An 11,881-nucleotide genomic window follows, 5' to 3' on the forward strand; every position below is an offset into this window, starting at 1 on the left:
TTTTTACGAGGCGTGTTCCAGTTCTGAAGCCGCATCCTGGTCTAAGAGAACCCGCGCGTGCGGAATTCTTTGCAGGATAGAAGCCGGGCACTCCACACTTACCAATCCCTGCAAGGCTTCGTGAATTATAGGGGCTTTTTTAGCACCCGATGCAATAAGAATGGCTTTTTTGGCTTCCTGTAAATGCTGCAAACCAAGTGTAATGCCGTGGGTAAGGGGTGTGGCCTTGCTAAAATATTTCTGACCAACTTCCACCGTAACGGGATCGAGAACCGAAGTATGCGCATACAGATCGAACGGTGTACCGGGCTCGTTTAAACCCAGGTGGCCATTCATACCGATGCCTACCATCATGATATCCAGCCCGCCATGGCTGCTGATGAAGCTGTTTATGCGTTCACATTCGGCATCCAGATCATCTGCCTTGGCATCAAACATGGTGATGCGCTCCGGGTCGAGATCCAGGTGACTGAAAAAGTTGGTATACAGGTAATGTTTGCAGCTGCCTTCGTCGGTTTCATCCATACCCACCCACTCGTCCAGTCCAATAATGTGGCATTGCGTAAGGTCGATCGTTCCGTCTTTGGCATATTGCACCAGGTACTTCAGCATCCCGGTGGGGGATTCGCCGGACGGGAAACAGATCAAAGAATCCGGCTTTTTTTCCAGTTGTTTGACAACCATTTCGGCAGCTGCTTTGGACATTTCGTCCGTATCAGCGTATATTTTTATTTTCATATTATTTTGCAGTTGATAATTGCTGTCATTTAAAAGAGCATACTTATTTATGATTAAGCCACAGATCAACAGGCTTACTTACAGTTGCTGTAAATGGTAGGTTAATCTTTCGTCCCTGCCCGGCAGAGGCATAAGCTGCATAGATCATCTCCATTACCGCCCTGCCGTCATCGCCGGTTACCAGCGGTGTTTTGTTTTCGCGAACGCACTCAATAAAGTGTTTCAACTCGTGCGGGTAGCCCTGGTTAAATACTTCTTCAAAAACAGTAAAACTCCACCCGGCCGTTGTGTCAGCCTTTTCCATGGCGTAGCCGTAACCTTCGCGGCTGTAGGTGATAGCGGCGTTGCCCATGAACAAGTCGGCATAAATAACACCACCCGTACCATAGATTTCGCATTTATCGTCCATACCGCCATGTTTGGCCCAGCTGCTTTCAGCAATGCAGGTAACGCCGTTGTCAAATTCAACTATCACTACGGCGTTGTCTTCGCCTTTGGTGCGGCCCTTATGAAAAACGGTATCCATTGTAGCGTACACGCTTTTTACTTTAGCGTGGTTGGTCATCCAACGGAACCAGCCCAGCGCATGGCAGCCCATATCCATCAGCACGCCGCCACCTGCCAGGTTAATATCATAAAACCAATCGGTGTGCGGGCCGGAGTGCTTTTCAGACTGTTTCAGCATATAAACTTCACCAACTGCGCCTTCATTTACCAAATGCCTGGCCCGCTCGTATTTTGGTGCAAAGCATAGCTCTTCGGCATACATGAGTTTTACGTTGTTGGCCTTGCAGGTGGCAATCATTTCATCGGCTTCTTCCAATGTAACGGCCAGCGGCTTTTCTATGATGGTGTGCTTGCCTGCACGTGCGGCTTTAATACAGCATTCGGCATGCAGGTAGTTGGGTACGCAAATATCTACCACCTCGCAATCGGTGCTGGCCAGCAGTTCATCTACGTCGCTAAACCACTGCGCTATTGCGAATTTTTCGGCAAAAGCTTTGGCTTTAGTAGGGTTGCGGGCGTATACGGCCACCACATCGGCTTCGGGGATAAAACGATGATACGATTCCAGGTGGATCTCGGAGATAAAGCCTGCGCCCAATATGGCAACTTTAGTTCTGTTCATATTTACAGGTATTTCATTTTTTTAAGGTAATCTACCCACATCACATACGCCTCGGGTTTTAAGTGCAGGCCCTCGATAGTTAATTCGGTTTTTAAACGGCCGGCTTTATCTGAAAAGAGCGGGGTAAGGGCGATGTAGGTGTAATTCAACGCTGATGACTGAGCTTTCAGCATAGCATTTACGATTGGAATATGTTCTGCCTTGTTGTAGTGCTGCGGAAAATTAGCGTGTATGGTATTTAAGGGGAGGATACTCTGTACAAAGATTTTGGTAGCGGGGCTTTGATCATGTACCTGTTTAATGATCTTAAAACAATTATAAGCGATCACCGAATCGGGGATGTCTTTGCCGATATCGTTGATGCCTATTAAAAGAAATAGTTTTTTTGGTTGTCGGATGGTAACATCGTCAAGGCGTTTTAGCAAACCGAAAGTTATATCACCACCGATGCCGCGGTTCACCACGGTTGTATCGTTAAGCAGTTTGCCCCAGTTGCCCATTTCGGTAATGCTGTTGCCCAAAAAGATGATGCCGCCGGTTTTTACCGGTTCTTTTTTAAACTGCTCTAATCGTTGCACAGTGTGCTCCGGTATAAAGGGAATGGTATCAAACAAGTTTTGATTGGTAGGCTTTTTTTGCGCATACGCAAAAGCAGGGAAAAGCAGAATAAAGAAAAAGTATTTCATAATAGTTTATGTCGGCAGATAAAAATAATAAAATGTACCGGGATGGAGCAGCTTTTTAGGATTTATTGGATTTTTGCGGTAGGTAGCCAGTAAATTGAACATTAGCTAAATACTAAAATGACCGGACGAATTTAACGGTGATCGTTTTCTTATCTGGATTGCAACAGGCAGCTAATAACCACTATTCGGACAAAAGTTTAAAACGAGGTTTATTTTGACTACTTTATAAGTAGAGATTAGTTTAAAGTCTTATTTTTAGCGCCGCAAATACAGGTGCATTTATGCCGGTATTTAATACACGGGAAATAGCGAATGAAAGTTTTAAAATTTGGCGGTACATCGGTGGGCAGTCCTGCCCGGATGAAAAACCTGCTGGATATCATCAACCCTGCCGAGCAGCAAATTGTAGTGCTTTCGGCCGTATCCGGTACAACAAACAGTTTGGTAGAAATTGGCCGGGCTTACCTTAACGGCGATAAGCAGAAGGCAGCTCAACTGATCAGCAGCGTTAAAGATAAATATGAACTTTTCATAAAGGAATTATTAGAAAAGCCTGAATTTTACGCGCAGGGCAAAGAGGTGATTGATTACCACTTTGGTTTACTGAGCGGAATGGCTAACGACCTGTTTACTGCTATAGAAGATAAAATTATTTTGGCGCAGGGTGAGTTGCTGTCAACAACGCTGTACCATATCTATTTAAAGGAGATTGGTGTACCCTCGGTATTGCTGCCTGCACTGGATTTTATGAAAACCGATGAAGACAGCGAGCCAGTTGTTGAATATATCACGGGGGCTTTAACCCCGTTGTTAGCCAAGCACAAAGGGGTGAACCTTTTTATTACCCAGGGCTATATTTGCCGCAATGTGTTCGGTGAGATTGATAACCTGCGCCGCGGCGGCAGCGATTACACGGCATCATTGATAGGGGCGGGCATCCGCAGCGAAGAGGTGCAGATCTGGACGGATATTGACGGCATGCACAATAACGACCCGAGGATTGTAAAAGGTACCTCTCCCATTGCACAGCTATCGTTTGATGAAGCTGCAGAGCTGGCCTATTTTGGCGCAAAGATCCTGCATCCGCAAAGCGTTTTTCCCGCGCAAAAGTACAAGATCCCGGTACGGCTTTTAAACACAATGGACCCGCAGGCGGCGGGCACACTCATTACTAATGATAGCGAGCGAGATAAGATAAAGTCAATTGCGGCTAAGGATGATATAACCGCTATCAAGATCCAAAGCAGCCGGATGCTGCTGGCACATGGCTTTTTACGCCGCGTGTTTGAAGTTTTTGAGCGTTACCGTACCAGTATTGATATGATCACCACCTCGGAAGTTGCCGTATCGCTAACTATTGATGATACCACTTACCTTGGCGAGATCACAAAAGAACTGGCTATCTATGGTTCTGTAGATATCGATGTTAACCAGACTATAATTTGTGTGGTGGGCGATTTCGGCGCAGAGAAACATGGTTATGCAGCCCGCGTGCTGGAAGCGCTGAAACATATTCCTATCCGGATGATCTCCTACGGTGGCAGCGATCATAATATGTCGGTATTGGTGAAAACGGAAGATAAGGTGGAGGCACTGAGAAGCTTACATAACAGGCTGTTTTAATTTAACATGCTATTAAGCAGACCGTCATTGCGAGGAACGAAGCAATCTCTAGCTGTATGACCGGTTTGCAAATCACTTAAGCCCATTTTAAAGATTGCTTCGTGCCTCGCAATAACGGGGTTATTAAAAGAATACTACAATGTTTAAAAAAGATACCATAGAACGCTTTAAGGGGATTGAAACCCCGTTTTATTACTACAACATGGATGTGCTGCGGCAAACGCTTGATGCCTGCCGCGATGCTTCCTCCGCCTACGGGTTTCATGTGCATTATGCCATGAAAGCTAACTTTAATCCCAAGGTGGTTGAAAATATTCAAACCTACGGTTTTGGAGCCGACTGTGTGAGCGGTAATGAAGTTAAAGCCGCCCTTGCGCATGGTTTTGATAAAAGTAAAGTAGTTTTCGCCGGCGTAGGTAAATCTGATAAAGAGATCAACCTGGCGCTGGATGAGGATATTTTTTGCTTCAATGTGGAATCGGTGCAGGAGCTGGAGATCATCAACCACCTGGCCAGGGCAAAAGGTAAGGTGGCCGGCATTGCTATTCGCATTAACCCAAATGTTGATGCCCATACCCACCACTATATAACCACGGGATTGGATGAAAATAAATTCGGCATCAACACCTGGCAGCTGAATGATGTGGTGGAGATGCTGCGCAAATGCAGCAACCTGAAGTTTTTAGGTATTCACTTCCATATAGGTTCGCAAATAACGGACATGGAGGTGTACAAAAGCCTCTGCATCCGTATTAACGAAATGCAGGACTGGTTTGAGAACCATGGTTTTGCCATCAGGATCTTAAACGCAGGCGGTGGCTTGGGGGTAGATTACTATAACCCGGATACGAACAATATCCCTGATTTTAAAAACTACTTTGAAGTGTTTAAGAAATTCCTGAACGTAAAACCCGGCCAGGAAGTGCACTTTGAACTGGGCCGCGCGCTGGTTGCGCAGTCTGCATCGCTGATATCGCGTGTACTGTATGTTAAAATAGGGCAGAAGAAAAATTTCCTGATCCTGGATGCCGGGATGACGGAGCTTATGCGCCCCATGTTGTACCAGGCGTACCACTCCATCGAAAATTTAAGCAGGGAAGGCGGAAAGGCGGAAAGTATGGAAGACGGTAAGGACGAAAGTGTGGCAGCTGAATCGTCTCAGATCTCAAATCTAAATTCTCACATCCTCAAATATGATGTTGTTGGCCCTATCTGCGAAAGCACGGATTGTTTCAGAAAAGATGTCGACCTGCCGGAATCTTTCCGGGGCGACCTGATAGCGGTACGTACCGCCGGCGCTTACGGAGAAGTAATGGCCTCCCACTATAACCTTCGCGATCAGGTGCAATCTGTGTATTCGGCTTAAAAACTATAGCCGGCGCCTAGCTGGAAGCCGGCACCCAATGCATAGTTGGTAAAGCTGGAGACAAAAGTGCAGTGTAAGTTAATATGGTGGAATTCGGCAAACAGGGAGCCGCCAACCGTATTAAAGCCGGTACCGTAATCATTCAGGTCCCGGTTGATCTGGCCAGTAACTTTGTTGGCGAAAATTTTAAAGCCAAAACTAGGGTCTTTTCTTTGATGAAAAACATATTCCGTGAAGAAACCATAGGTCAGCATTGCACCTCTGGGCGAGCTCAGTACATCAGGCTGGCCATAAACCGACTTGCGGAAGGCGAGATAATCACCACTTTCATTGGTATAGATGAGGTCTGCTCCAAGGATCCGGAAATCACACACTTCGTTACTGAAATAATAGGATACTGAGCCGTTAAGACCATAACCGTTAAAACTCTTGGAAATATGGATGTCTGTATTGTTGCTGTTGGTGCCGCTGTTGTCATCGCTATTGGTTATGGTTCGGGAGTAGTTGCCCGTATAGGCCAGCGCGCCATAGCTTAGATTAAAGTGTTTAAAGGTGTGCGATTGGTATACATTAAGCATACCGCTATTTGAGCTGCCCTGGCCCGAGGCGCCGCTTTGTTCCACCAGCGCACCGGAGAGATATATTTTTCGCTTTACCGAATCCTGCGATTGTGGTTTCATCATCAGCTGCACATCGTTTTGATACAGCCCGGGCGCATAATATTGCTTCGAACATGACGAAAGAAAAAAGGCGACTGAAATCGCAGCATAAAATGACAGGCCAGGTTTTTTCAATTAGTTTAGGATTTTAATGCAAGTTAAACTAATCCTGCAAAATAATCATCATTATAATCAGTATTAAAATGTATTATATTATCAAGCGCATGAAAGTCTTCCACTGGGTGTGTCGTAGTCAATATAATTGCTTTCATGCCCGCATTCTTTGCTGCTTCGGCACCTTTAGGAACATCTTCAAAAACGATACAGTTTTCTGGCTTAACACCTAGTAACTGCGCAGGTTTCAGAAACGACTCTGGATCAGGCTTGCTGTGGGTAACATCATCAGCGCTAACAATGGCTTTAAAATAATGGCGAATGTTGAGATTATCCAGCACGAAATCGATATTTGACGTAATCGCAGCTGAGCCGATGGCCATTGGAATGCCTGCCTGGTAGGCTTTGTCGAGGAAATTTTGCAATCCTGGCAGCAGTTGCAGTTCGTTGATGTATTCGCGGCGGTATTGTTCCTCTTTATCCTGGGATAGTCTATCCATTTCCGCATCGGTAAACCGGTCTTTCCCAAATAAGCGTACCAGCACCTCTGCGTTTTTACCGTACATATTTTGTTTAATCTCGGCATCGGTAAAGGTGCCCCCCAGTACTTCGTTGGCAACGCGTTTCCATGCAGTGGCATGATAGGGCATATCATTTACCATCGTTCCGTTCAAGTCAAATATAAAAGCTTTCATAGGCCGGCAAAAATAAAGTAATAGCCGCAAAATCCGGGATAAAAATTGAAACGGCTATCCACTCCAGTTTCTGCCCTTTGGAGGAGGATGAGCAAACGGATGAGCAGATTTGTGGTACGGCGAAGGGTTTTGAGGGTGTTTTGCAAAGGTAGATTTTAAGCATTGTGGCTTAATCCTGACAGGATAAAGCGATCTTTAGCGATAATCCCAATTATTATCTTTAGATTTGCACTTTAATAAATAAAATAATGCAAAAAGAAGGAACAGTAAAATTTTTCAATGAGACAAAAGGTTTTGGCTTTATTACACCAGCAGGTGGCGGCGCAGACGTATTTGTTCATTCAACAGGTCTGATCGACGAAATCCGTGAAAACGATAAAGTTGAGTTCGAAGTAGAGAACGGCAGAAAAGGCCTTAACGCAGTAAATGTAAAAGTTGTTTAATTATATATTAATCATCAAGCGTACAAAAAACGCCCCGAATTTCGGGGCGTTTTTTTTATGATTAAATTTGACTAAACTTTTAAATTTGCACCTGTTTGCACCTGTTTGCACCTGTTTGCACCTGTTCGGGCTTGTTCGGGCTGTTCAAGTTTGTTGGGACTGCCACATCGTAAACAAAAACGCAGTTTAGGATTCTATCAACATGCCCACTTATGGCAAAAAAAAGCACTAAAATTGTTATTGTATTGATTGCAGTACGGTTCGGTCAATTCTAATTTGCAAGCTGTAAAAAATTGGCAGCGAGAAATTACGCGGGTTTGAAACAATTTTTACCGTATAAATTTTACATATTTTGAATGCAGCATAAAGAAATAACGATTTTCTTGGTATTTTTAAATTGTTTAAACACAACGGCACAGCGTTTGTTAACTTAGTACAAATCATCTACTAAAAAGTAAACAATTATGAAAGATCAAGCAAAAATTATAGCAGCACTTTTAGTGGGTGCTGCCGCAGGTGCCGCATTAGGCTTATTATTAGCTCCTGAAAAAGGTGAAGAACTAAGAGGTGACATTGCGGATTACGTAAACGACCTTTTGGATACTGCTAAAGCTAAAGCGCAGGACACTGCTTCTGCAGTAAAAGATTACAGCGCAAATGCGGCTGAGTCGGTTAAATCAAAATACAATGATTTAGTTGGCGATGCAAATGAAGCAGTTGACAATGCAAAAAGCAAAGCTGAAGGTGCAGTTAAAGAAGCTAAAAATTATGGCCAAAACGGCGTTGACGAAGCAAAATCAAAAGCAAAATCTACAGCCAACGATTGGAATAATTCTATACAGAACGCATAATCCTGATAGATTATATCATATAACAAAGAAACCCGGCTTTTGCCGGGTTTCTTTGTTATATGATATTTGGAAGCAGCCTTACAGCGTCCAAATATTATCCTGAGGGGTTGCATCAACAAAAATGCCGCCTGCCAGGATTACCGATTTGAGGCTTTTACCAATAGCGGCCTTGAAAGTAACGTAGATCTCCTTTTGATTTGTTTCCCACACGGCAGGGGTTTTGTGGATGGTTTGAGTGGTTCCGTCAGCAAAAGTTAACAGTACATCAAACGGTATAGCAAAGCCGCCCACATTCTTAACGGTAATAGTATATCCGTCTTTACCTTTAACCGGGTTGATGATCGCCAAATCGTTATATCCGTTAGTGAAGAACCAGTTGTTGAAGAACCAGGTTAGATCTTTTCCAGATACATTGCTCATCGAATTAAAATAATCCCATGGAATAGGATGTTTTCCGTGCCATCTGTCCATGTACCCGTGAAGGGATTTTTTAAACAGGTCATCGCCTAACATATCTTTTAAAGCGAGGTAGCTTAATGATGGTTTTCCGTACGCGTTGTTTCCATAACCACCTTTTTGCTCGCTCGACATCGTAATGATGGGTTGGTCTTCGGCAGTTGATTTATCACCTATCCAGCTGTCGATCCGAAATTGCTTGTAAAAAGCGGCCGCTTTTTCGGGGCCGTTCTCAGCTATGCCAATCAGGTACTCAAAAGTTGTAGCCCAACCTTCATCCATAAAAGCGTACTTGCACTCGTTAATGCCCATATAAAAAGGGAACCAGGTATGGGCGATCTCGTGGTCCTGCACCAATTGTGCAAAGGTAGGGTCGCCAAACTGGCTATCATTCACCATCATGGGGTATTCCATATCGGCAAACCCTTTAAACGCAGTCATCTTAGGGAAAGGGTAGGGCACACCCGGCCAGTTATGGCTAAACCAGCCTAGAGCGTTACGGCCATACTGAACCGATTTTTTGAAATCGAAGGCGGCCTCGGGGTAGGCAGCCTGCATACTTGACCTTCTCCCAGCAGCTTTGTCAACAATTACACTTGCTGCATCCCAAATATAATGATCACTAATACCCACAGCCACATCGGTAATGTGTTCTGATTTCCAGACCCAAGTATTTGTTTCGTTCTGACTGGTGACTTTATTACCTGCTAACTCGGCAAGCGTTGCTACATGAATAGTAGAATCGCTGGTCATGGATTTTTGGAGGCGCTTAGCATACTCTTTCTGCAAAACCTCACTTGGGTTTTGTAAGGTGCCTGTTGCCCAAACAATATAGTTTTTGGGTACAGTTACGCTGAGGGTATAGTCGTTAAAATCGTTGTAAAACTCTTTAGAGTCTACAAATTCAACGCGGTCCCAGCCGGCATAATCATCATAAACAGCTACGCGCGGGTAGAAGTAGGCCAGGTAGAAAGATGTGGTATCAATCCTGCCTTCGCGTCCGCTTTCTTTACTCAAGTCAAAATGCCAGTCGATATTTAATTGTACAGAATCATGCGGCATTAAGGGTTTAGTAAGTGAAACCGACTGGTTGGTGGTCGCTGCTGTTTTATTGTTCCATTGTTTCGTTTCGCCGGCTACCAAAAACTTGTCTATTTGTATGCCTTCTGTTAAATAGTCTAAACCGGTGTTGCCATCGCGTGCTGCACCGGGGCGGTGGATGTTCAGGATCAGTTTCATGTTCAGCCTCTTTAAAGTGTCGGGGCTGTTGTTCACATAAATGATCTGCTCTGTGCCTTTAACAGTTCGGCCCGGCGGCGTAAGCATTACGCTGATATTATACCGCCCAAAATTTTGCCAGTATTTGCTGCCGGGCTTACCATCAGAAGAACGGCTGCCTTTTGTGTATGCCTGCTGAATATCGCGTGGCATATAAAGCTTTTGCTGGGCCTGGGCCTGGATAATAAACAGGCCGCAGAGTAGGGAAAATGCAATAGGTTTAAGCATGATTTATATTTGAGTTTAAATTTTTATGTTAATCGGATATTTTGACAAATTTAGAATTAATCGGCTGATACTATACCCCATTTAAGGTAAACGAATTGTTACAATGTGACCACTAGATAAATTTGCTTACCGCGATTTATTTGTATTCTTTTGTTCAAAGTTATTTTAGTAGGGGTATTAAATAACTGTGCAGAGCCGGACAGTTTTTGTCCGGCTTTTGTCTTTTAATTGTTTTAAAATGAGCTTTGTACGCAGTGGACAAAAAACGCCAAATGTAAAGTAGCAAAGACCAATAAATAACTTTCTTAATTTTCGCTACAGTTTAATATGCCTTATCAACGGCCGGCATAGTTCCTGGCAGAATTGGCTTTAAGTCAAATGCATATAATTAAGGCTTATCCGTTTGCGATATGTTCCCCAGTCATCCTGGCAATCAAAATAATTAGTTTCCTGAGCTCCGTCGCCATATTGCCGGTTCAGTTATTTCGTGTGATCATGAGTCAGTAGTTGGCTTAGATTTTCAGTTGCGTTGGTTCATTGTCAAAACGCGATGCGTTACACTTAATAATTTATAAATTAAAAACTGTTTGGCTACCTAAATGTAAGTTTAATTAACCGGCTTGTGGTATATTGATACCTTTGCCATTAAGAAGTAGACTATGAAATATCAATTAGGTGATTTTGTGAGGTTTGTTGATGAGAAAATGGAAGGTTATGTAACCAGGATCATTAGCGATGAGATGATTGGCGTTACCGGCGAAGACGATTTCGAGATCCCCGTATTGGCTACCAAAGTAACATCGGTACACGGGCACAGCAAGTTGGTTGGCGATGAAGAATCGACAGCCGAGGTTACACTGCCAATCGGAGAATTTAAAAGCAAAGGCATTCATATCGCTGTAGTTGCCGATGCCAAAGCAGGATCCATTGTGCATTTACACCTTTTAAACGAGACCTCTTACCAATTGCTGGCATCGGTAAGTACCGAACAGAATAAGCAGTATAAAGGCGAGTACGCCGGTATTATTGAACCAGGTACAACGGCAAAAATATACTCCGCAAAACTGGCCGATTTGCAATTATGGCCTAAATTGGTCTTCCAGGTTTTGTATCATACCAAACAAAATCAGCCGGTGCCCAACCCGCTCAATATAGCTGAGCAATTTAAAGCGAAAGATTTTTCAGGAGCTAAAAAATTGGTCCCTGTTATTAAGCAGCAGGGATGGATGATACAGCTGGATGAACCTGAATTGGTGATCGATGCCCAAAAACTTAAAGAAAGCTTTTTTAAACCAGCTGAGGAAAAGCAGGTGGTTGCCAAACCGCAGCAGGAAGTTGACCTCCATATAGAAAAATTGCGCGACGACTACCAGTTCCTGGCCAGCAGCGAGATCCTGGCCATTCAGTTAACAAACTTTAAGCATGCGCTGGATGCTGCCATTGTTCATCAGATGGCCGAGATTACCTTTATTCATGGCGCTGGCAACGGAATTTTAAAACACGAACTGCACAAATTGCTCAGCAAAAATAATAAGGTGCAAACGTTTTTAGATGCAAGGAAAGAGAAATTCGGCTACGGCGCTACGAAGGTGATGCTGAAGTAGGGTTTGTTGAT

The 11,881-nt window shown here is 44.0% G+C and carries 12 protein-coding genes; 5 read left to right on the forward strand and 7 right to left on the reverse strand.

Features of this window, described 5'->3' with window-relative positions:
- Nucleotides 1-3: 3 nt before the first annotated feature.
- The 3 genes from A0256_12715 to A0256_12725 are packed head-to-tail and all read right to left on the reverse strand — an operon-like array spanning nucleotide 4 to nucleotide 2,553.
- Nucleotides 4-738 (reverse strand): glucosamine-6-phosphate deaminase, encoded by a 735-nt coding sequence (locus tag A0256_12715; protein AMR34536.1) that lies wholly within the window; start codon nucleotides 736-738, stop codon nucleotides 4-6.
- 43 nt (nucleotides 739-781) lie between these two features.
- Complete coding sequence (locus A0256_12720; protein AMR32222.1) at nucleotides 782-1,867, reverse strand: oxidoreductase; 1,086 nt, start codon at nucleotides 1,865-1,867, stop codon at nucleotides 782-784.
- A 2-nt stretch (nucleotides 1,868-1,869) separates the two neighbouring features.
- Entirely contained in the window at nucleotides 1,870-2,553 is a 684-nt protein-coding gene (locus A0256_12725; GenBank protein AMR32223.1) for a hypothetical protein, read from the reverse strand.
- Nucleotides 2,554-2,865: 312 nt separating this feature from the next.
- On the opposite strand from A0256_12725, the gene A0256_12730 reads away from it, so the two are divergent.
- Both A0256_12730 and A0256_12735 read left to right on the forward strand, forming a co-directional pair.
- Nucleotides 2,866-4,176, forward strand: coding sequence for an aspartate kinase (locus tag A0256_12730; protein AMR32224.1), 1,311 nt, complete (start codon nucleotides 2,866-2,868; stop codon nucleotides 4,174-4,176).
- Nucleotides 4,177-4,315: 139 nt separating this feature from the next.
- Complete coding sequence (locus tag A0256_12735) at nucleotides 4,316-5,542, forward strand: diaminopimelate decarboxylase (protein ID AMR32225.1); 1,227 nt, start codon at nucleotides 4,316-4,318, stop codon at nucleotides 5,540-5,542.
- Here A0256_12735 and A0256_12740 read toward each other — a convergent pair.
- The 3 genes from A0256_12740 to A0256_12750 are packed head-to-tail and all read right to left on the reverse strand — an operon-like array spanning nucleotide 5,539 to nucleotide 7,173.
- Entirely contained in the window at nucleotides 5,539-6,336 is a 798-nt protein-coding gene (locus tag A0256_12740; GenBank protein ID AMR32226.1) for a hypothetical protein, read from the reverse strand. The genes A0256_12735 and A0256_12740 overlap by 4 nt on opposite strands.
- A 23-nt stretch (nucleotides 6,337-6,359) precedes the next feature.
- Entirely contained in the window at nucleotides 6,360-7,010 is a 651-nt protein-coding gene (locus A0256_12745) for a haloacid dehalogenase (GenBank protein AMR32227.1), read from the reverse strand.
- Entirely contained in the window at nucleotides 6,991-7,173 is a 183-nt protein-coding gene (locus A0256_12750; protein AMR32228.1) for a hypothetical protein, read from the reverse strand. The genes A0256_12745 and A0256_12750 overlap by 20 nt, the downstream gene beginning before the upstream one ends.
- A gap of 85 nt (nucleotides 7,174-7,258) precedes the next feature.
- On the opposite strand from A0256_12750, the gene A0256_12755 reads away from it, so the two are divergent.
- Nucleotides 7,259-7,453, forward strand: coding sequence for a cold-shock protein (locus tag A0256_12755; GenBank protein AMR32229.1), 195 nt, complete (start codon nucleotides 7,259-7,261; stop codon nucleotides 7,451-7,453).
- 464 nt (nucleotides 7,454-7,917) lie between these two features.
- Nucleotides 7,918-8,304, forward strand: a complete 387-nt coding sequence (locus A0256_12760; protein AMR32230.1) for a hypothetical protein — start codon at nucleotides 7,918-7,920, stop codon at nucleotides 8,302-8,304.
- Between the two features lie 78 nt (nucleotides 8,305-8,382).
- Here A0256_12760 and A0256_12765 read toward each other — a convergent pair whose 3' ends face one another.
- Nucleotides 8,383-10,266: an aminopeptidase gene (locus A0256_12765; protein ID AMR32231.1), complete on the reverse strand. Its 1,884-nt coding sequence runs from the start codon at nucleotides 10,264-10,266 to the stop codon at nucleotides 8,383-8,385.
- Nucleotides 10,267-10,925: 659 nt separating this feature from the next.
- Between A0256_12765 and A0256_12770 the strand changes: the two genes are divergently transcribed.
- On the forward strand, nucleotides 10,926-11,870 hold the full coding sequence (locus A0256_12770; GenBank protein ID AMR32232.1) for a DNA mismatch repair protein MutS: 945 nt from the start codon (nucleotides 10,926-10,928) through the stop codon (nucleotides 11,868-11,870).
- The last annotated feature ends 11 nt before the right edge of the window (nucleotides 11,871-11,881 follow it).

Origin of the sequence: Mucilaginibacter sp. PAMC 26640 (genome assembly GCA_001596135.1) — a bacterium.
In the GTDB taxonomy this organism is placed as follows: Bacteria; Bacteroidota; Bacteroidia; order Sphingobacteriales; family Sphingobacteriaceae; genus Mucilaginibacter.

Coding starts and splice junctions, on each gene's coding strand:
- A0256_12715 (AMR34536.1), bottom strand. CDS start 738: ATGAAAATAAAAATATACGCTGATACGGACGAAATGTCCAAAGCAGCT.
- A0256_12720 (AMR32222.1), bottom strand. CDS start 1,867: ATGAACAGAACTAAAGTTGCCATATTGGGCGCAGGCTTTATCTCCGAG.
- A0256_12725 (AMR32223.1), bottom strand. CDS start 2,553: ATGAAATACTTTTTCTTTATTCTGCTTTTCCCTGCTTTTGCGTATGCG.
- A0256_12730 (AMR32224.1), top strand. CDS start 2,866: ATGAAAGTTTTAAAATTTGGCGGTACATCGGTGGGCAGTCCTGCCCGG.
- A0256_12735 (AMR32225.1), top strand. CDS start 4,316: ATGTTTAAAAAAGATACCATAGAACGCTTTAAGGGGATTGAAACCCCG.
- A0256_12745 (AMR32227.1), bottom strand. CDS start 7,010: ATGAAAGCTTTTATATTTGACTTGAACGGAACGATGGTAAATGATATG.
- A0256_12750 (AMR32228.1), bottom strand. CDS start 7,173: ATGCTTAAAATCTACCTTTGCAAAACACCCTCAAAACCCTTCGCCGTA.
- A0256_12755 (AMR32229.1), top strand. CDS start 7,259: ATGCAAAAAGAAGGAACAGTAAAATTTTTCAATGAGACAAAAGGTTTT.
- A0256_12760 (AMR32230.1), top strand. CDS start 7,918: ATGAAAGATCAAGCAAAAATTATAGCAGCACTTTTAGTGGGTGCTGCC.
- A0256_12765 (AMR32231.1), bottom strand. CDS start 10,266: ATGCTTAAACCTATTGCATTTTCCCTACTCTGCGGCCTGTTTATTATC.
- A0256_12770 (AMR32232.1), top strand. CDS start 10,926: ATGAAATATCAATTAGGTGATTTTGTGAGGTTTGTTGATGAGAAAATG.